This window comes from Peterkaempfera podocarpi, from assembly GCF_042466665.1.
Taxonomy (GTDB): domain Bacteria; phylum Actinomycetota; class Actinomycetes; order Streptomycetales; family Streptomycetaceae; genus Peterkaempfera; species Peterkaempfera podocarpi.
In genome coordinates this window covers 2,063,721-2,082,796 of record NZ_CP162102.1, presented here as the reverse complement: position 1 = coordinate 2,082,796, position 19,076 = coordinate 2,063,721, and the positions used below count along the sequence as shown (strand labels likewise).

Below are 19,076 nucleotides of genomic sequence, written 5' to 3'. Positions count from 1 at the left end.
TGCGGCGTCAGCCGAGGTGCCGCATCTGCTGCCACAGCTCGGACCACGGCCGCAGGGGGTGGCGGCACACCCGGACGGTGCCGTGGTTCTCGTCGTTGTCGACATCGACCCGCTCGTCGATCCGGCCGGCGTCGCGGACGTCCGAGAACCACTGCTGCAACTGGTCGGGGTGGTCCCAGCCGACGGCGATCACCACATCGGTGCCGTTCGGCGGCCTGCCGAAGTCGGCCATGCCGTTGTGCCCCGAGTAGGCCCGCGGCAGGCCGGCCGCCGGGCCGTAGCGGGCGAGCGCCCCGGCCTCGCCGTAGTTCGCGGTGAGGATGACGGCGCGGTCCCGCTCCTGGGCGGGCAGGGACCGGAACACCGCTGCGACCGAGTCGGTGAAGGCGGGCCAGCCGATGGTCTCCCCGGCGTCGTAGTTGACGGCGACCACGGCGCCGGGCAGCCGGTCCGCCGGGATCACCGGAAGTGAGATCACCGCTGCCGAGACCAGCGCCGCCACCGCCCCGGCCCGGACCCACCAGCGGCCGATGCCGCCCACGGCGAAGCGCACCGATCCCGCGGCGGTCAGCGCCAGCAGCAGTGGGGCGTCGTAGTAGCCCTTGCCGCCGGTGATCAGCACGATCGCGTACACCACCACCGCGGTCCGGCCGAGCGCCCGGTAGCAGCGCCACTCCGGGCGGCGCTCCAGCGCCCGCAGACCGGCCACCCACACCGGCACCGCGAACGGGCTGATGATCACCAGCTGGAGCAGCAGACCGGTCAGCCGGCCGCCGTAGGAGCTGTCCCCGCCGGAGATGGCGGAGGCCATCCGCAGCTGCGGAAAGTTGTGCGCGGCCTGCCACACCAGGTTGGGTGCGGCGATCAGCAGGGCGAGGGCGGCGCCGGTGAGGATCCGCCGGTCGGTGAGCAGCGTACGCGGCCCGGCCCAGGCCACGCCGATCACCAGCCCGGCGCCCAGCAGCAGCGGCAGGTCCTTGTTGAGCAGGCCCACCCCGAGGACGGCGCCGACGGCCGGCGCCCATCGGGTGTCCCCGGTGCGCAGCACCCGTACGGTCCAGCGCAGCACCACCAGCCACACCAGCACATCGGCGGTGGTGGTGGAGAGCAGATGCCCGCCGGCCAGCGCGATCGCCGAGGTCGCGGTGAGGAAGGCCGCCATCGTCTGGGCGGCCCGGCTGCCGCCCAGTTCACGGGCGATCCCCGCCACCAGCAGCACACAGCCGCCCGCGATCAGCGCGGAGGGTGTACGCAGCACATACAGGTTGCCGGGGGCGACCAGGTCCGCCAGCCGCGCCAGCAGCGGCGTCAACGGGCCCTGGTCCGGATAGCCCCACGACGGGTGGCGGCCCGCCTGGAGGAAGTAGAGCTCATCGCGGTGGTACCCGTACCGGCCCGCCAGGAGCAGCAGCACCAGCACCGTCGCCGCCGCGGCCCAGCGGGGCCCGGTCGCCGGCGGCCCGGGATCCGGCGGCCGGGGCTCCGCGGACACTCCGGCGGAACCCCGGTCGAGGACGGGCGACGGCTCCTGTGATCCCGGGTCAGTCTGCGCCACGAGGCCAGCATGGGGGCCGCACCGGGCCGCTGTCACCCCCTGTGCCCGGTTGACCGCAGAGCGGACACGGCGTGCGGGTGAACGGAGTTGACGATACGTCAGTCCGGTCCGCGTCAGTCCAGACCGCGCCCGGCGATCAGCTCGCCGACCTCCTCGCACCAGAACGCCAGCCCGCACAGCTGGAACGAGACGAACCCCTTGGTCAGTGCGGGGTTGTTCTTCTCGAAGAGCCTGTGGCCGGCGACCTGGAGCGCCCAGCTCGCCGCGAACATCGGCACCCCCACCCGAGGCCGGGCGAAGAGCAGCGGCAGCGAGACCGCCACCCCCGGGATGCCCACCAGATGGGTCATCCGGATGCCCCGGCTGGTGTGCTGCGAACGGTAGTAGGCCATCTTCTCGGCGAACGGCGCCGACCTCGGCGGCACCTCCGGCCCGGCGGCGACGGCTGTCACAGGCACTCCTTCCCTAGGGGGTCTTCCCGTCGAATACTGGCGGGAGTGACAATCCCGGACAACGACTCTGCGCAGAACGCGCGGGGGGTCTTATCAGCCGATGACAATCGGACGGAACGGGGCAGACATGGGACACCAGGCGCGGGAGCAGGTGCAGCGGGACATCCTCAACGAGGTCGGACCGGCCGTGGACACCCTGGTCCAGCAGGTGCGACGGCAGGTCCCCGCCTACCGGGCCCTGGACGGCAGCAGACTCCCCGAGGTCCGCGCCATCACAGCCTGGGTGCTCACCCGCAGCCTGGAGCTCTGGGTGGACGGCGGCGACTTCACCCCCGCCGACCTCGCCCGCTTCCGCGGCATCGGCGCCGCCCGGGCCGCCGACGGCCGCCCGCTGCCCGCCGTGCTGCGCGCCTACCGGGTCGCGGCCACCGCACTGCTGGAGCACCTCTCCACCCACACCGCGGACCTCCTGGAGGTCGAGGACGTCTTCGCCCTCGCCAACCTGTGGCTCTCCGGCCTGGACACCATCTCCGAATCGCTCTACGCCGGCTACACCGCCGCAGCCGAGCGACTCTCCGGCGACCGCAACCGCGCCCTGCGCGACCTCCTGGACGACCTGGTGACCGGCCGTCACTCCTCGGCCGGCGCGCTCGCCGACCGCACCAGCCGCCTGGGCGTGAGACTCCCCGACCCCTACTGCCTGGTGGTCGCCGAGCCCGATCCCGCCCAGCCCGCCGCAGCCCGCGAGACCGCCCTCCCCGAGGCCGCCGCCGCGGCCGCCGCCGCCTCCCTCGCCGACGGACTGGCCGAACCGGGCGGCGGCACCGTGCTGATGACCACCCGGGGTCCACGTGCCGTGCTGCTGCTCCCCGCCGGGACGGCCGGCGAACTGCCCGCCGCCCTCGCCCTCCACCACTGGCGCGGCTGCGCCATCACCGGCGAGCCCATCGAGCAGATCCCCACCGCCTACCGGCTCGCCGCCGACGCCCTGGACACCGCCCCCGTCCACGCCTACGGCACCGAAGCGCTGCTCCACGACGCGGACGCCTATGTGCTGGCGCTGCTCGGCGCCCGCCCCAGCGGCTCCCCGGAGCGGGTCGCCCACGCGGTCCTCGGTCCGCTGCTCCGGCCGGACCGGCGCCATCTGGTGGAGGCCCTGGACGCCTATCTGGACACCGGGTCCGCCACCGCCGCCGCGGACGCCCTCCATCTGCATCCGCAGACCCTCCGCTACCGGTTGCGCCGCATCCGGGAGCTCACCGGCCGCGACCCCCGCCGCCCCTGGCAGCGGCTCACCCTCGACATCGCCCGCAACCTCACCACCCGCCGCACCTCCTGAGCCCCCGCCGCACCTCCTGGGCCTTTGGGCGCGTCCGAGCAGCGGGCCGGCGGCGGGGACAAGGCGCGGCGGCGGCCCCGGACAGCGCCCCGGGCCCCGGGCGGGGCCGGTCAGGCACTCGCCTTCGCCACGACCGCCCGGACCCCGCTGCCGGCCCTGGTGGGCCTCGCCGCCGGTCCGGTCCCGACGGTGGACGGGCGGCCGGCGGCGGTCATGGGTTTCACCGTGGTCGGCGGCCGGACCGTGGAGATCGACACCCCGGCCCGTCCGGACCGGCCGGCCCGCCTCGACCCGGCGTTCCCGGCCGGTCGACGGCAGGAACGCCGGGTTCCGGAACGGTCCGCTCAGCGCAGGCCGTTCCAGAGCCTGCGTTCGGCGGCTCGTGGATCGTGGACCACGCCGCTGCCGTCGGCCGCGAACCGCAGCACCGCACGGTCCGCCCCGTACGCGGGCCAGGCCGGACCGGGACTGCCGTCGCGGGCGAAGGCCACCCAGGCGGCGTGCATCTCGTCGGCGAGGTGCTGCGGCCCGGCGACGGTGCCGCCGATGGAGCCCTCCGCGAGATTGTCGAAGACGAACCCGATCTCCAGGGCGTGGCAGGCACCCAGCCGTCCCTCGAAGGCGGGGGAGCGCCAGTCGAAGTCGTACACCCAGGTGGGTGCACCGTGCGCGGCGCGGGCCTCGGCCATCCTGACCGCCGGGATGCGGAAGGTCTGGTCGGTGAGCACCGCGGCCAGCAGGTCGCCCGGCGAGGCGTCGGGCAGGGCCTCGCCGTAGACGGCGACGACCTCCCGCGGGTCGGGTCCGCAGTCGGCCAGCAGGGCCGGCAGGGCCGCCTCGGGCACCGAGTCGCTGATCCCGGTGGGCACCAGGTAGAGCCGGAACTCCTCCGCGTTGGTGCCGGTCAGCAGGGGGTACTCGGTGCCGGCCCCGGCTGCGGCCGCGTCGATCGGCCGGGCGGGCAGCAGGTCTCCGTCCACGACCGGCATCAGCACCATGCCGCCGCCTGCGGCCTCCCCCCACTCCTCCCGGCTGTGGCCGCCGGTGAACTCGCGCTGCACCGCGGTGACCGCCTCCTGCAGCCGCCGTGGGTCGGCACCGCGCAGGGCGTCGGCGGTGGCCGGGACCTCGGCATGGGCGGCGATGCGGGTGGTGATGCGCAGCGCGATGTCCGCGGGCAGGGCGTGGTGGCCGGCGCCGCTCTGGGCGATCACCCGGTGGAAGAGCCCGGCCGCGCGGGGGACGGTCATCAGGGTGGTGACACACATGGCGCCCGCGGACTCGCCGAAGACGGTGACATTGCCGGGGTCGCCGCCGAAGGCCGCGATGTTCTCCTGGACCCAGCGCAGGGCGGCGATCTGGTCGAGCAGCCCGAGGTTGGCGGTGCCGTCCGGCAGCAGCAGAAAGCCCTCGGCGCCCAGCCGGTAGTTGAGCGTGACGCAGACGATGCCGTCGCGGGCGAAGGCGGCCCCGTTGTAGACGGGGACCGCGGAGGAGCCGTTGCGGAAGGCCCCGCCGTGGATCCAGACCATCACCGGCAGGGCGGAGTCGCGGCCCGGGGCGGGGGTCCAGACGTTGAGGTTGAGGAAGCCGTCGCCGGGTACGTCCGGGTCGGCCAGGATCGCGGCGAGCGCCGGAGGGTAGCCGGGCTTGGGAGCGGTGGGGCCGAAGGAGAAGGCGTCCCGTTCACCGTCCCAGGGCTCCGGCGGCTGCGGTGCGTGGAAGCGCCGCCGCCCCACCGGCGGGGCCGCGTAGGGGATGCCGAGGAAGGCCGCGACACCCCCGGTGTCGTCCACCTCCTGTCCGCGTACCTTGCCGTGCGTGGTCGGGACGACGATCTCCACGGGACCTCCCGGTGCCTGGGCCGCTGTTCACCCAGCAGCGGGACAATGGTCACCGGGGCGGCGGCCGTCGGCAAGACGGCCGCCGCCCCGATGGGCCTGCCTCAGTGCTGCGGTGGTGCTACTTCACCGTGCAGGTGGTGCCATTGAGGCTGAATGCGGCGGGCTTGGTGTTGCTGCCGGTCCAGTTGCCGGTGAAGCCGAAGGAGGCGGTGCCGCCACCGGCCGCCAGCGACTTGTTGTACCCGGCGTCGGCGACCGAGACACTGGCGCCGCTCTGGGTCAGGGTGCCGTTCCACAGCTGGGTGATCTGCTGCCCGTTGCCGAAGGACCACTTGACGGTCCAGCCGTCGACGGCGGTGGTGCCGGTGTTCTTCAGTGAGACGTCGGCCTGGAAGCCGCCGCTCCACTGGTTGGTGATCGCATAGGTGACCTCGCAGCCGCCGGACCCGGTCGGGGGCGTGCTGGTGGGCGGGGTGCTGGTCGGCGGGGTGCTGGTGGGCGGCGTGGAGGTTGGCGGAGTGCTGGTCGGCGGGGTGCTGGTCGGGGGCGTGCTGGTGGGCGGGGTGGTGGTCGGCGGAGTGCTGGTGGGCGGGGTGTCCGTGGTGTCGCCGTAGATGATGCCCCGGCCGTTGGTGGAGATGTACACCCGGCCGTAGACCCGCGGGTCGCCGGTGATCGCGGCGCCGGTCCAGCCCCACTGGTGCTGGTCGTCGTTGATCCGCACCCAGCTGGCGCCGGCGTCGTCGGAGCGGTAGATGCCCCGCACCCCGCCGATCTTGGCGCTGGAGTAGAGCGCCGGGTAGGAGCGGCCCGGGGCTGCCTTGCCGAAGCCGATGGAGTCGGCCTGGTCCACCCCGGAGACCTTGGTGAAGTGCGCCCCGGAGTCGGTGGAGTGCCACAGGCCGTAGCTGCCGGTGGTGTCACCGCCGGCCAGCCAGACGTCGCCCTCGATACCGGGGACGGCCTTCAGCCGGACGGGGCCCGAGGCGGGCAGACCGGTGGCCGCACTGGCGGTGAAGGTCGAACCGGCGTCGGTGCTGGTGTAGAACTTGCCGGCCGCGAACCCGTAGAACTTCTTGGCGTTCACCCGGTCGGACGCCACCCGGGCGCCCTGCGGGATCCCGCTGGACGAGGTCCAGGAGCTGCCGCCGAAGGCGGAGACGGAGACGGCCGCGCCGTCCGGGCTCCAGAGCACCTTGGAGCCGTCCGCCGCCAGCGCCACATTGCCGCCGCCGGTGGTGCCGGACGGCTCGTTGCTGCCCTGGTACCAGTTGGCGCCGTTGTCGTTGGAGAAGGCGATCCGCTTGGAGGTGGAGGAGGAGTCCACATTGCCGACCCGGACCACCTGGAGCGGGTTGGACTCCGCGTAGTCCAGCGAGGTGCTGGTGGTGAAGCTCGGCGACTGGAACATCATCGCCGGGACCTTGGTGATGTCGGTGTGGCGGAAGCCGCCGATGTCACCGAGCGCGCTCAGCAGCGGGGCGCCGCTGGGCGGGCTCACCAGGTCGTTGACCGCGGTCTCCTCCAGGCCCTGGACCATCGGCTTGATGGTGATCTTGCTGCCGGAGTCCCAGTTGGTGAGGTTCTCGGAGCCGTAGAGGGTGGCGCCGGTGCCGTACATCATCCGGTTGGAGTCGAACGGGTCGATCTCCAGCGACTCCGTCATCCAGCCCAGCTTGGGCGTCTCCTCGGGCGGCGAGGGGTTGCTTCCGAAGGTCAGCCAGGGCGACGAGGAGACATCCATCGTGTACTGGTCGACCCGGTTGGGGTAGCTGCTGTAGTCCCAGATCTTCTTCCAGGTGGCGCCGCCGTCGGTGGAGCGGAAGATCTGGGTGTCCGGCCACCAGGAGCTGTAGCCGGTCACCATCAGGGTGTTCGGGTGCTGCCGGTCGATGGTCAGACCGCTGTAGCCGAAGTAGTCGTCCCCGACTGAGTCATCGGAGGGCATGGGGCTGATGCGGGTCCAGGTGCCGGTGGCGGTGGCGTACTTCCACACATCGCCGGCGGAGCCGTCGTAGGGGCCGCCGGTGTCGCTGGTGGAGATGTACAGATAGCCGTTGACCGGGTCCAGGACGCCCTTGTGCGGCAGGTAGCCGGTGGGCTGCCCGGCCACCCGGGACCAGGTCGCACCGCCGTCGGTGGAGCGGTAGATGCTGTTGGCCTTGTCGGCGACGCCGACGTAGATGGTCTGGGTGGCGCTGCCGCTGGTGCCGGTGCGCTTGTCGAAGGTCACCCAGAGCACGCCCTGGTTGTCGTTCTGGTACCCGGTGGTGTCGGTCGGGTCCGCGGCGTAGTTCCCCGGGTTGGGGAAGGCGGTGACCTGCGACCACGTCACGCCGTAGTCGGTGGAGCGCCACAGGCCCTTGCCGCTGGGCGCGCCGAAGTACAGCACGCTGTCCTTGTTGGGGTCGATCGCCAGCCGCTCGCCCTCACCGCGGCCGGGCATATTGCCGCCGATCTTGAACGGCAGGACGGTGCGCTGCCAGGTGGCGCCCTTGTCGGTGGAGCGCAGGATGGCTCCGTTGTTGGGGTCCCAGCTGTTGGTGTAGTTGCCGGCCGCGACATACACCCGGTTGTCTGCACCGGGTCGGTCGCCAGGCTGGCGACGCCGGTGTAGCTCCAGTCGTCCCAGCCCACCGAGTCCAGCAGCGGGATCCACTTCTTGGTGGTGGGGTCCTGGCGGTAGGCGCCGCCGATGTCGGTCCTGGCGTACACCAGGCCCTTCTCGGTCTGGTTGAAGATGATGCCGGGGACGAAGCCGCCCCCGTCGATGCGCACATTGCTCCAGGTGTACGAGGGGGACGCCGTGGAGGCGGCGGAGGCGGTGCTCGCCCCGGCACCGGAGAGCCAGGTCAGGCCCATTCCGGTGGCCACCGTCATGGCGATCACTGCCGCCCTGACGCGTTTCAACATGGGTGCGGACTCCAGACATGTCGGGCCCGCGCTGCGAGGAGGCCAGGCAGCTCCCCCGGGGAGGCGGGGGAGTGCGCGGCCGATACGCCCGCAGCGTCCACTGGCTCGCCGCACCCCGGACAGGGTGCGCGGGCATGGTGGGACCGGGCCGGGCCCGGCCGCAGGAGGGCCCGCGCTACAGGGGAGGCGGGGCCGACTCTTGCAGTCGTGAGGGTACTTGCCGCCGCTGGGGCAGCAGAAGTCGTCCGACGTATCCCGGGGGTGGCCGACTCCGGCCACCCGCCGCCACCCGTACGGGGGACATCCGCGGGGCGGCATTTCGCACAGATGGCAGCCATTCGAGCACACCCGCACCGCCCGTGCGGGCTTTTCGGCGAACCTCCGGTGACCGGTTCACAACGGTGAGTAGCGTCCCCGCCACCCCGCTCCACCGAGGGAGACCCCATGGGCGACATGAACCACTTCAGCTTCGGCTGGCTCACCCCCGTGCTGTCCTATGTGATGGCCTGCGTCGGCTCGGCGCTCGGCCTGCGGTGCACGGTGCGCGCGCTGGCCGCCACCGGAGCCGCCCGCCGCAACTGGCTGCTGACCGCCGCCGCGGCGATCGGCTCCGGCATCTGGACCATGCACTTCGTGGCGATGCTGGGCTTCAGCGTCTCTCCACCGAACTGCGCTACAACGTGCCGCTCACCGTGCTCAGCCTGCTGGTCGCGATGCTGGTGACCGGTCTCGGGGTGTTCGCGGTGGGCTACAGCCGGCACCGCGGCCGGGCCCTGGCCGTCGGCGGCCTCACCACCGGCATCGGCGTCGCCTGCATGCACTACATCGGCATGGCGGCGGTACGCATCCACGGCTCGCTCGGCTATGCGCCGCTGCCGGTGGCCCTCTCGGTGCTGATCGCGGTGGGCGCCGCCACCGCCGCGCTCTGGGCCGCGCTCACCGTCCGCGGCGGTGCCGCGGCAGCGGGTGCCTCACTGGTCATGGGCCTGGCGGTGAGCAGCATGCACTACACCGGGATGGCGGCCGTCCACATCCGGATGCAGCCCGGCCGCGACGCGCTGGGCGGGGCCACCGCGATGGAGTTCATCTTCCCGCTGGCCGTGGGGCTGGGCTCGTTCCTCTTCCTCACCTCCGCCTTTGTGGCCCTGTCGCCCACCGCGCGGGAGCAGGCCGCGTCGGCCTCCGCCGAGGAACTGCGCAACGAACCGGCCGTCGTCTGATCCGGCGTCACGCCACCCAACCAGCGGGAACGAGGAACCCATGCGACTTCGCCGCAGGCCGTCCGGCGGCGTGCCCACCGCAGCCGCCGCAGGCACGGCCGACGTACGCCGCTCCACCAGCGGGCCCACCGCCGGGTCGCACCGGCGCGGCGCCCATGCCGGGCCGCCCGCCTCCGAGGCCGGTCCGGCCCCCCGGGATCCCGCGCCGGCCGGGGACACGCCCCCGCCCCGGCCGGCGCGGTCCGGCGGCACCCGGAGGCCGCGGTCCGCCGGGATCGCCCCGCGCCTCCGCTCCGTGCGGGCGAAGATCGTCGCCCTGCTGATGGTGCCCGTGGTGTCGCTGATGGCCCTGTGGGCGTTCGCCACCGTCAACACCGCGCAGGACATCTGGAATCTGCTGCGGTTCAAGGAGGTGCACAGCACCCTGCTGAACCCGGTGGCCGACACCGTCACCGCCCTCCAGGCCGAACGCACCGCCGCCGCCCGCTACCTGGCCGCGCCCACCTCCGCCGGAGAAGCCGCCGTCCGGGACCGCGCCACTGCCACCGACCGGGCCGCGGCCCCGCTCGGCCTGGGCCGCGACTACAACAGCGCCGACGCCGCCGGCCTCGGCCAGGACTCCGCCGCCCGGGTCTCCACCCTGATCGACCGGCTGGGCTCGCTGGCCGCGCTGCGCAAGCGGATCGAGGCGCGGTCGGTGGACTGGCCCGCCGCCTACCGCACCTACAACACCGTGATCGACCAGGCCTTTGACGTCAGCGGATCGCTGACGGGCCTTCAGGATCAGCAGGCCGCCTCCGACGCCCGGGTGCTGCTGGAGTTCTCCCGCGGCCGGGAGATGCTGGCCCGGGAGGACGCCCTGCTCACCGCGGCCCGGTCGGCCGGCCGGCTGGACGGCGCCCAGCACCGGGAGTTCAGCGGAGCCGCGTACTCCCGCCGGGACCTCTTCCGGCAGTCCGCCGGTGATCTGCGGCCGGCCGACCGGTCCGCCTGGCAGCGGGTCGCCGACTCCTCCGAGTGGCAGGACCTCACCACCCTGGAGGACGCGGTGACCGCCGCCGCGGACGGCCGGTCCGCCGCCGTGGCCGCTCCCGCCGACCGCTGGGACGCCGCGGCCGAGAGCACCGCCCAGGAGCTGCGCTCGGTCGAGGAGAACGCCGGCCGGGCCGCCGCCGAGCGTGCCGACCCCTATGCGCTGGGCGTCCTCACCCGCTCCGGCGCCGCCGTGGGCCTCGGCCTGCTGGCCGTCCTCGCCTCGCTGATGATCTCCGTGCAGGTCGGTCGGGGCCTGGTCACCGAGCTGGTCGGGCTGCGCAACTCCGCCCTGGAACTGGCCGGACGCCGGCTGCCCAGGGCGATGCGCCGGCTGCGGGCCGGCGAGGAGATCGACGTCGACGCCGAGGCGCCGCTCTCCACCGGCCACGGCGACGACGAGATCGGCAGGTCGCCCTCGCCCTGGACACCGTGCAGCGGGCCGCCCTCCAGGCCGCGGCGGAACGCGCCGAGGTGCTCTCCGGGGTCTCCGGGGTCTTCGTCAACCTGGCCCGCCGCAGCCAGGTGCTGGTGCACCGCCAGCTCACCCTGCTGGACGCCATGGAACGCCGCACCGAGGATCCCGCGGAGCTGGCCGACCTCTTCCGGCTGGACCATCTGACGACCCGTATGCGCCGGCATGCCGAAGGCCTGATCATCCTCTCCGGCGCCGCCCCCGGCCGTGCCTGGCGCCGCCCGGTGCCGCTGCTGGACGTGGTGCGCGCCGCCGTCTCCGAGGTCGAGGACTACGCCAGGGTGGAGGTGCACCGGATGCCCCATGTCTCGGTCGCCGGGCCCGCCGTCGCCGACCTCACCCACCTGGTCGCCGAGCTGGTGGAGAACGCCACCGCCTTCTCGCCCCCGCACACCCGGGTGCACGTCCGCGGCGAGCAGGTCGGCAACGGCTACGCGGTGGAGATCGAGGACCGCGGCCTCGGCATGGGCGCCGACGCCATGGCCGACGCCAACCGCCGGATCGAGGCCGCCCAGCAGCTGGACCTCTTCGACAGCGACCGGCTGGGCCTCTTCGTGGTCAGCCGGCTCGCCCGCCGGCAGAGCGTCAGGGTCTCCCTGCGCCCCTCCGCCTACGGCGGCACCACCGCGGTGGTGCTGCTGCCCACCACCCTGCTGGAGGCGGAACCGGCCGGGCCCGCCGCCGCGCCCCGCGAGGAGCGGCCCGCCGCCCGCGCACCGCGCGACGCCGTCCGGCCCGCGGCCGTCCCGCCAGCACCCCCGGCGGTCACGGCGGCGCCCGCTCACCCGGTGCCGACCGTCACCCCGGCGGTCCGGCCGCTCTCCGCCGCGCCCAGGGGGCCGGGCGGGGCCGACCAGCGGCCCCGGCGCGCCCCCGACGGCCTGCGCGCCCTGCCGGCGGCCGGGCAGCAGGGCCCGCTGCGCCCGTTCGGCGCCGCCGGCGCAGACCCCGGGGTGCTGCGGCCCACCCCCTTCCGCTCCGCCGCCCAGGGCCACGCTGCGGCCCCGCCCGGCCCCCCAGCAGAGCGGCCGGCCGGCCCGGGGTCCGGCGACCCGGTGGGCCTGCCCCGCCGGGTGCGGCAGGCCAGCATCGCCCCACAGCTGCGGCAGGCGCCCGCGCCCCAGGCCCCCGCGGCCCGCCGCGGGGCCGCCCCCGCGGGGCGGTCGCCGGAGGAGGCCCGCGCGGCGATGGCCGCCTTCCAGAGCGGCTGGGCGCGCGGCGCCGGCCGCCCCGGGCCCACTCCACGCTCCGAACCCGACCGGCCGTACGAAGGAGACGCACGATGATCGGGACGACCCACAACTCCGGTGAGCTCAACTGGCTGCTGGACGAACTGGTGACCCGGGTCCCGGAGGTGCGGCACGCCGTGGTGCTCTCGGCCGACGGCCTCGCCATGGGCACCTCGGCCGCGCTCAGCCGCGAGGACGGCGAGCACCTGGCGGCGGTGGCCTCCGGGTTCCACAGCCTGGCGAAGGGAGCCGGACGCCATTTCGGAGCCGGCGACGTCCGCCAGACCATGGTGGAACTGGAGGGCGGCTACCTCTTTGTCGCCGCCGCGGGTGAGGGCAGCTGCCTGGCCGTCTTCACCACCGCCGGGGCCGACCTGGGGCTGGTCGCCTATGAAATGGCCCGCCTGGTCCGCCGGGTGGGCGAGCACCTGTACACCCCGCCGCGCAGCGCTGCGGGCAGTACCGCGGCGGGGTGAGGCGGCGGTGCTGTTCCCTCCTGACCCCGCCCGGCCCCCGGCCGTGCCGCCGTATCCGCAGCGGCCGGCCCAGTGGTACGACGACGAGGCCGGGCCGATGGTGCGCCCCTATGCGGTCACCCGGGGCCGTACCGGCACGGCGGGGCAGTCGTTCGACCTGATCGCGCAGATCACCGCACAGGTCCCGGCCGGCGTCGAGCCGCCGGTGGGGCCCGAGCAGGCCGAGATCCTGGACCTGTGCCGGGCCGGGCCGCTGTCCGTCGCGGAGATCGCCGCGGAGGTGGACCTGCCGCTGGGCGTGGTCCGGGTCCTCCTCGGCGATCTGCTGGACGCCTCCTGCATCCGGGTCGGCCGACCCGTGCCACCCGCCCTGCTCCCCGACGAGCAGATCCTCAGGGAAGTGATCAATGGACTCCGTGCGCTCTGACAGCGCGAGCGCTCAGGTGCTCGCACTCAAGATCCTGGTCGCCGGCGGCTTCGGGGTCGGAAAGACCACCCTGGTCGGGTCGGTGAGCGAGATCCGGCCGCTGCGGACCGAGGAGCAGCTGACCCAGGCCGGTGCGGCCGTGGACGACCTGGGCGGTGTGGAGCAGAAGACCACCACCACGGTGGCGATGGACTTCGGCCGGATCACCATCAGGGAGGGCCTGTCCGTCTACCTCTTCGGCACCCCGGGGCAGGACCGCTTCTGGTTCCTGTGGGACGAGCTCGCCCAGGGCGCGCTGGGGGCGGTGGTGCTCGCCGACACCCGGCGGCTGGACGACTGCTTCCCGGCGGTCGACTTCTTCGAGCACCGGGGGATCCCCTTCGTGGTCGCGGTCAACCGCTTCTCCGGTGCACCCCAGCATGCGGCGGACGAGGTCGCCCGGGCGCTGGACCTGGACTCCGGCACCCCGGTGATGGTCTGTGACGCCCGCCGCCGCGCCTCCGGCAAGGAGGTGCTGATCCGGCTGGTCGAGCACGCCGGCCGGGTGCACGCCGCCAGGCTGCTGGACGCCTCCACCGGGTGACGCGCCGCGGGCCCCGGCGAGGGGCCGGGGACGCGGGGCCGCGCCCGTCCACCGGGGGATGGTGGACGGGCGCGGTGCCGAAGGGGGCGTCAGACCTCGGCGGGCGTGCCTGCCTGGGCTGCCTGGGCGGGTACGGCGCCCTGCTCCCCGTCCGTGGGCTGCTCGGCCTTGCTCAGCGAGGTCTCGTCGAACGGCAGCCGGCCGGCGAGGACGGCGTCGACCTGCTCGCGGTCCAGCTCCTTGGTCCAGTGGCCGATCAGTACGGTCGCCACCGCATTGCCCGCGAAGTTGGTGAGTGCCCGGGCCTCGGACATGAACCGGTCGATACCGACGATGAGCCCGACGCCGTCGACCAGTTCCGGCCGGTGCGACTGGAGGCCGCCGGCCAGGGTGGCCATCCCGGCGCCGGAGACCCCGGCCGCGCCCTTGGAGGCGATCACCATGAAGAGCAGCAGTCCGATCTGCTGGCCGGCGGAGAGCGGCCGGTCCATCGCCTCGGCGATGAAGAGCGACGCCATGGTGAGGTAGATGGCGGTGCCGTCCAGGTTGAAGGAGTAGCCGGTCGGCACGGTGATACCGGCGACCGGGCGGCTCACCCCGAGGTGCTCCATCTTGGCGATCAGACGCGGCAGCGCGCTCTCCGAGGAGGAGGTGGAGAGGATCAGCAGGAACTCGCGGCCCAGATAGCGCAGCAGCCGGACGATGCTGATGCCGGTGACCATGCGCAGCAGCCCGCCGAGGACCACCCCCACAAAGATCAGGCAGGTGGCGTAGAAGGCCAGCATCACCATGGCCAGGCTCTTCAGGGCGTCCATGCCGGTCGCGCCGACCAGCGCCGCCATGGCGCCGAACGCGCCCACCGGCGCCGCCCACATGATCATCTGCATCACCCGGAAGACCAGCCGCTCCAGGTGCTTCACCCCGCGCAGTACGGGCTCGCCCAGCGGGCCCATCGCCTGCAGGGCGAAGCCCACCAGCAGGGCCACCAGCAGGGTCTGCAGCACCTGGCCCTCGGTCAGGGCGGAGAGCAGCGAGGTCGGGACGATGCCCACGAGGAAGTCGGTGGTGCTCTCCGCCGCGGTGCCGGCCTGCGCCTGCCCGGCCTTGCTCAGCGCCTCGGTCAGATGCAGCCCGGCCCCGGGGTGGACCAGGTTGCCGACCACCAGGCCGATGGCCAGGGCCACCGTCGACATCACCATGAAGTAGCCGATGGTGAGGCCGCCGACGGCGCCGACCCTGGCGGCGCTGCGCACCGAGCCGATGCCCAGCACGATGGTGCAGAAGATCACCGGACTGATCATCATCTTGATCAGATTGACGAAGGCGGTGCCCAGCGGCTTGAGGTCCACGGCCACGCCCGGTGCGGCCAGGCCGAGCAGGATGCCGGCGACCACTGCGCCGATCACCGCGAGATAGAGGTAGTGGGTGGTGTCCCGGCGGCCCGGTACGGGGCCCGCCTCGGGGGCGGCGGACGACATGAGCGGCTCCTCGGCCCCGGCGGCACTGCAGGGGCGGGTTGACGGACGATCCGGGTGGGCGGATCGCTCCGACTATGGGCGCCGACGTGAGCCAGGTCACGTTTGCGTTCATAACGTTCACACCCCGGGCCGTCCCGGGGGCAGGCACCCCGCGCCGGCCGGGGCAGACTGTGGGCCATGAGCCTGCCCCCCGCCCGCCTGCGCCGCCGCTGCCGCACCCTGCTGCGCGGCCGCCACCGCAGCCTGGCCGGGCAGCTCTTCGCGGTGCAGACGGTGATCGTCGCCGCCGTGGTCGCGGTCGGCGCCACCCTCGCCTACCTCAGCGCCGCCGGCCGCGCCCAGGAGGCCGCCTCCCACCAGGCCCGCGGTGTCGCCGTCGCCATCGCCGACTCGCCCGCGGTGCTCGCCGCGGTCCGCAGCCCCGACCCCTCCGCCGCGCTCCAGCCGTACGCCGACCGGGTCGACCGGGACTCCGACGTGGACTTCGTCACCATCATGGACACCCACGGCATCCGCTGGACCCACCCCGACCCCGCCCAGATAGGCAAGCCCTACCTGGGCAACATCCGGCAGGCCCTCGCCGGACAGACCTACAGCGAGACCTACACCGGCACCCTCGGCCTCTCCGTCCGCGTCGTCACTCCGGTCCGTGATCCGCAGGGCCGGATCGTCGGCCTGGTCAGCGCCGGCATCACCGTCCAGAACATCAACGCCGGACTGCGCCCGCTGCTGCTCACCATGGTCTGCGTCGCCGCGGCCGCCCTCGCCCTCGGCGGCCTCGGCACCTATGTCGCCAACGCCCGGCTGCGCCGCCACACCCACGGGATGAACGCCACCCAGCTCAGCCGGATGTACGAGTACCACCAGGCCACCCTGCACTCCGTGCGCGAGGGGCTGCTGCTGCTCGACGGCGACCACCGGGTGGCGCTCTGCAACGACGCCGCCCGCACCCTGCTCGGCCTCCCCGAGGGCGCCGCGGGCCGCCGGGTCGACCGGCTGGGGCTGCCCGGCTCCCTCACCGCCGCCCTGCTGGACGCCCCGCCGCGCCTCGACGAGGTGCACCTCACCGACGAGCGGGTGGTGGTGGTCAACACCTCCGCCATCGGCGACGGTCGCAGCGCCAGCCTCGGCACCGTGGTCACCCTTCGCGACCACACCGAACTCCAGTCCCTCACCGGCGAGTTGGACTCGGTACGCGGCTTCGCCGAGTCGCTGCGCTCGCAGGCCCACGAGGCCGCCAACCGGCTGCACGCGGTGGTCTCACTGATCGAACTCGGCCGCACCGCCGAAGCCGTGGAGTTCGCCACCGCGGAGCTCGCCCTCGCCCAGGAGCTCACCGACCGCGTCGTCGGCGCCCTCTCCGAGCCGGTCCTGGCCGCCCTGCTGCTCGGCAAGGCCGCGCAGGCCGCCGAACGCGGGGTCGAACTCACCCTCACCGAGGACAGCCGCATCGACGACCGGGTTCTGCCTCCCGAGCTGGACGCCCGCGACCTGGTCACCGTCCTCGGCAACCTGGTCGACAACGCCGTGGACGCCGCCATCGAGAACGCGGCCCACCACCCCGGCCCACCGGCCGTCACCGTCACCGCCCGCGCCGAGGACGGCGTCCTGCTGCTGCGGGTCGCCGACACCGGACCCGGTCTCGACCCCGACCGCGCCCGGCAGGTCTTCCAGCGCGGCTGGTCCACCAAGCACCACGGGGACGCCCACGGGGACGCGGACCGCGCCCACGGCCGGGGCCTCGGCCTCGCGCTGGTCGCCCAGACCGCCCGGCGGATCGGCGGCACCGTCGAGGTCGGCCGGGACACCGGAGCCGTCTTCACCGTCCGGCTTCCTCTCGCCCGGGCACCCCGGCCCGCCGAGGCGCCATGGCCGCGGGAGCGGCGACGACCACCGGAGCAGCAGGCACCGCCGGAGCGGCGACGACCACCGGAGCAGCAATGACCGCAGGACCCGACATCGCCGTGCTGGTCGTCGAGGACGACCCGGTGGCCGCCGCCGCCCACACCCTCTACGTCGGGCGCGCCCGCGGCTTCCGGCCGGTCGGCACCGTCCACACCGCGGCCGCCGCCCTGCACTTCCTGGAACGCCACCGGGCCGACGGCACCCCTGTCGACCTGCTGCTGCTCGACCTCTACCTGCCGGACGGGCACGGTCTCCAGCTCTGCCGCAGCCTGCGCGCCGCCGGGCACACCACCGATGTCATCGCCGTCACCTCCGCCCGCGACCTGGGCATGGTGCGGCAGGCGGTCTCGGCGGGAGTGGTCCAGTACCTGCTGAAACCGTTCAGCAGTGCCGCCCTCCACGACCGGCTGGAACGGTACGCCCGGTTCCGCGACACCTTGGCCCGCTCCGGCGAAGCCACCGGGCAGGCCGAGGTGGACCGGGCCTTCGCCGCGCTGCGCACCCCCGACCGCAGCGATCTGCCCAAGGGGCTCAGCGCCCCCACGCTGGACGTCGTCACCGCCACCCTCCGCGAGGCCGGCGGAGGTCTCTCCGCAGGCGCCCTCGCCACCGAGGTCGGAGTCTCCCGGATCACCGCCCGCCGCTATCTGGAGCACCTGGTCGCCGTCGGTCTCGCCGTCCGGGAGCCGCAGTACGGGCAGGTCGGCCGCCCGGAACTCAGCTACCGCTGGCGGGCCGTAGGCCCCTGACCCGCGTCCGCTCCCGCGTCCGCTCCCGCGTCCGCTCCCGCGTCCGCTCCCGCGTCCGCTCCCGCGTCCGCGGAGCGGCGGGGCTGCTGACGGGTGGCCAGGGCCAGATAGCGGTCGTCCCGGTCGGTGCAGTGGGTCAGGTCCCAGCCCGCAGCGGTGAGCAGCGGACGGAGGCGGGGCTCGGCGCGCAGGTCGTCGGGGCTGATGCGGCGGCCGTGGCGGGCGGCCAGCGCGGCCCGGCCGATCGGGTGGAAGAGGGCGATCCGTCCGCCGGGCCGGGTGACGCGGGCCAGTTCGGCCAGGGCCTGCGCCGGGTCCGGCAGATGGGAGACCAGCCCGGCGGCGAACACGGCGTCCACGGCCTGGTCGGGGAGCGGCAGCCGTGCACAGTCGGCGACCAGCAGCGCCGCCGCGGCGGTGCGGCCCTTGGCCGCGGCCGTGTGCAGCATGGCGGGGGTCAGGTCGGCGCCGAGCACCGTGCCGGCCGCACCCACTGCCGCACGCAGGTCGGGCAGCGCGCGGCCGGTCCCGCAACCGGCGTCCAGTACGGCCTGACCAGGCGTCAACTCCAGTGCGGCGACCGCCGAACGGTACCGAGGCCCGTCATCGGGGAAGCGTGCCTCCCAGCCCGCGGCCCGGGGAGTGAAGAACGTACGGGTGCGGGAGTGACCGGCCCGGGCCGCCACCAGCGCGGCGAACCGGTCCAGCACCGCGTCGCGCCACGCGGCCAGCCGGGCCAGCCGCTCGGGCGCGTCCGTCAGCAGGGCGGCCGCTTCGCCGCCGCGGCCGTCCCGGTCCAGCTGGCCGGCGAAGACCCGCACGGTCTCCAGCTGCGCCTCCAGATGGAACTGCAGTCCCCAGGCGGCCCCGCCCACCCGGAACGCCTGCACCGGATAGCGCTCCCTGGTGGCCAGCAGCACGGCTCCGGCCGGCAGCGCCATGGTGTCGCTGTGCCACTGGAGCACCCGGTACTCGGCATCCTGGGGCGACCCGCCGAACAGCGGGTCGCCGGCCGCGGCCGCGGTCAGCCGCACCGGCTCCCAGCCCAGCTCCGTCCCCGCCTCGCCCTGCCGGGCGCCTCCGTCGGCGGCCTCGGCCAGCAGCTGGGCGCCCAGGCAGATGCCGAGGACCGGCAGGTCGGCGGCGAGGGCGGCGCGCAGCAGAGCGAGTTCGGCCCGGCGGGAGGGGAACCCCTGGTCGCTCCAGGCGTCCTGGGGGCCGCCCAGCAGCACCAGGGCCTCGGTGCCGTCCGGGATGGTGTCCGGGACCTCGTCGCCCGCCGAGGTACGGCAGTACCGCACCTCGAGTCCGGCCCGCAGCAGCGCATCGGCGACCGCATAGGGGCCCTCGCCCGCGTTGTGCTCGACCACCAGGACCGTCACCGGTCCTCCCTCCGCCG

General features: G+C 74.3%; 13 protein-coding genes and 2 pseudogenes. 9 read left to right on the top strand and 6 right to left on the bottom strand.

Features of this window, described 5'->3' with window-relative positions; genetic code table 11:
* Positions 1-7 precede the first annotated feature (7 nt).
* Positions 8-1,555, bottom strand: coding sequence for an ArnT family glycosyltransferase (locus AB0761_RS09140; RefSeq protein ID WP_377268464.1), 1,548 nt, complete (start codon positions 1,553-1,555; stop codon positions 8-10).
* Between the two features lie 113 nt (positions 1,556-1,668).
* Positions 1,669-2,007 carry a DUF962 domain-containing protein gene (locus AB0761_RS09135; RefSeq protein WP_377268463.1) on the bottom strand — a complete coding sequence of 113 codons (339 nt, stop codon included), beginning with the start codon at positions 2,005-2,007 and terminating at the stop codon, positions 1,669-1,671.
* A 100-nt stretch (positions 2,008-2,107) separates the two neighbouring features.
* Here AB0761_RS09135 and AB0761_RS09130 point away from each other — a divergent pair, with 100 nt between their 5' ends.
* Positions 2,108-3,346: a PucR family transcriptional regulator gene (locus AB0761_RS09130; RefSeq protein WP_377268462.1), complete on the top strand. Its 1,239-nt coding sequence runs from the start codon at positions 2,108-2,110 to the stop codon at positions 3,344-3,346.
* 344 nt (positions 3,347-3,690) lie between these two features.
* Here AB0761_RS09130 and AB0761_RS09125 read toward each other — a convergent pair whose 3' ends face one another.
* Both AB0761_RS09125 and AB0761_RS09120 read right to left on the bottom strand, forming a co-directional pair.
* Positions 3,691-5,190 (bottom strand): carboxylesterase/lipase family protein, encoded by a 1,500-nt coding sequence (locus tag AB0761_RS09125; RefSeq protein WP_377268461.1) that lies wholly within the window; start codon positions 5,188-5,190, stop codon positions 3,691-3,693.
* Positions 5,191-5,308: 118 nt separating this feature from the next.
* Positions 5,309-8,052 (bottom strand): annotated as a pseudogene (locus tag AB0761_RS09120) (cellulose binding domain-containing protein).
* 495 nt (positions 8,053-8,547) lie between these two features.
* On the opposite strand from AB0761_RS09120, the pseudogene AB0761_RS09115 reads away from it, so the two are divergent.
* From AB0761_RS09115 to AB0761_RS09090, 6 genes and pseudogenes are all read left to right on the top strand, one after another.
* Positions 8,548-9,323, top strand: a pseudogene (locus AB0761_RS09115) (MHYT domain-containing protein).
* 343 nt (positions 9,324-9,666) lie between these two features.
* On the top strand, positions 9,667-10,977 hold the full coding sequence (locus AB0761_RS09110; RefSeq protein ID WP_377273982.1) for a nitrate- and nitrite sensing domain-containing protein: 1,311 nt from the start codon (positions 9,667-9,669) through the stop codon (positions 10,975-10,977).
* Positions 10,917-12,116 (top strand): sensor histidine kinase, encoded by a 1,200-nt coding sequence (locus tag AB0761_RS09105; protein ID WP_377273981.1) that lies wholly within the window; start codon positions 10,917-10,919, stop codon positions 12,114-12,116. The genes AB0761_RS09110 and AB0761_RS09105 overlap by 61 nt, the downstream gene beginning before the upstream one ends.
* Positions 12,113-12,535: a roadblock/LC7 domain-containing protein gene (locus AB0761_RS09100; protein WP_377268460.1), complete on the top strand. Its 423-nt coding sequence runs from the start codon at positions 12,113-12,115 to the stop codon at positions 12,533-12,535. Before AB0761_RS09105 ends, AB0761_RS09100 begins: the two co-directional genes overlap by 4 nt.
* 97 nt (positions 12,536-12,632) lie before the next feature.
* Positions 12,633-12,962: a DUF742 domain-containing protein gene (locus tag AB0761_RS09095; RefSeq protein WP_377273980.1), complete on the top strand. Its 330-nt coding sequence runs from the start codon at positions 12,633-12,635 to the stop codon at positions 12,960-12,962.
* A complete protein-coding gene (locus AB0761_RS09090; RefSeq protein WP_377268459.1) occupies positions 12,943-13,545 on the top strand; it encodes an ATP/GTP-binding protein in 603 nt (200 codons plus the stop codon). The genes AB0761_RS09095 and AB0761_RS09090 overlap by 20 nt, the downstream gene beginning before the upstream one ends.
* An 89-nt stretch (positions 13,546-13,634) precedes the next feature.
* On the opposite strand, the gene AB0761_RS09085 is transcribed toward AB0761_RS09090, so the two are convergent.
* On the bottom strand, positions 13,635-15,023 hold the full coding sequence (locus AB0761_RS09085; RefSeq protein ID WP_377268458.1) for a cation:dicarboxylate symporter family transporter: 1,389 nt from the start codon (positions 15,021-15,023) through the stop codon (positions 13,635-13,637).
* Between the two features lie 177 nt (positions 15,024-15,200).
* Here AB0761_RS09085 and AB0761_RS09080 point away from each other — a divergent pair, with 177 nt between their 5' ends.
* Both AB0761_RS09080 and AB0761_RS09075 read left to right on the top strand, forming a co-directional pair.
* On the top strand, positions 15,201-16,967 hold the full coding sequence (locus tag AB0761_RS09080; protein ID WP_377268457.1) for an ATP-binding protein: 1,767 nt from the start codon (positions 15,201-15,203) through the stop codon (positions 16,965-16,967).
* On the top strand, positions 16,964-17,677 hold the full coding sequence (locus tag AB0761_RS09075) for a response regulator (protein ID WP_377268456.1): 714 nt from the start codon (positions 16,964-16,966) through the stop codon (positions 17,675-17,677). Before AB0761_RS09080 ends, AB0761_RS09075 begins: the two co-directional genes overlap by 4 nt.
* On the opposite strand, the gene AB0761_RS09070 is transcribed toward AB0761_RS09075, so the two are convergent.
* The gene (locus tag AB0761_RS09070) at positions 17,650-19,059 is read right to left on the bottom strand and encodes a methyltransferase domain-containing protein (RefSeq protein ID WP_377268455.1); all 1,410 of its coding nucleotides are present in this window, start codon (positions 19,057-19,059) and stop codon (positions 17,650-17,652) included. The genes AB0761_RS09075 and AB0761_RS09070 overlap by 28 nt on opposite strands.
* Positions 19,060-19,076 lie beyond the last annotated feature (17 nt).

Excerpts from the sequence above, each read along its gene's own strand:
- AB0761_RS09130 (WP_377268462.1), top strand. The coding sequence starts at position 2,108 with ATGACAATCGGACGGAACGGGGCAGACATGGGACACCAGGCGCGGGAG.
- AB0761_RS09110 (WP_377273982.1), top strand. The coding sequence starts at position 9,667 with ATGGCCCTGTGGGCGTTCGCCACCGTCAACACCGCGCAGGACATCTGG.
- AB0761_RS09105 (WP_377273981.1), top strand. The coding sequence starts at position 10,917 with ATGGAACGCCGCACCGAGGATCCCGCGGAGCTGGCCGACCTCTTCCGG.
- AB0761_RS09100 (WP_377268460.1), top strand. The coding sequence starts at position 12,113 with ATGATCGGGACGACCCACAACTCCGGTGAGCTCAACTGGCTGCTGGAC.
- AB0761_RS09095 (WP_377273980.1), top strand. The coding sequence starts at position 12,633 with ATGGTGCGCCCCTATGCGGTCACCCGGGGCCGTACCGGCACGGCGGGG.
- AB0761_RS09090 (WP_377268459.1), top strand. The coding sequence starts at position 12,943 with ATGGACTCCGTGCGCTCTGACAGCGCGAGCGCTCAGGTGCTCGCACTC.
- AB0761_RS09085 (WP_377268458.1), bottom strand. The coding sequence starts at position 15,023 with ATGTCGTCCGCCGCCCCCGAGGCGGGCCCCGTACCGGGCCGCCGGGAC.
- AB0761_RS09080 (WP_377268457.1), top strand. The coding sequence starts at position 15,201 with ATGAGCCTGCCCCCCGCCCGCCTGCGCCGCCGCTGCCGCACCCTGCTG.
- AB0761_RS09075 (WP_377268456.1), top strand. The coding sequence starts at position 16,964 with ATGACCGCAGGACCCGACATCGCCGTGCTGGTCGTCGAGGACGACCCG.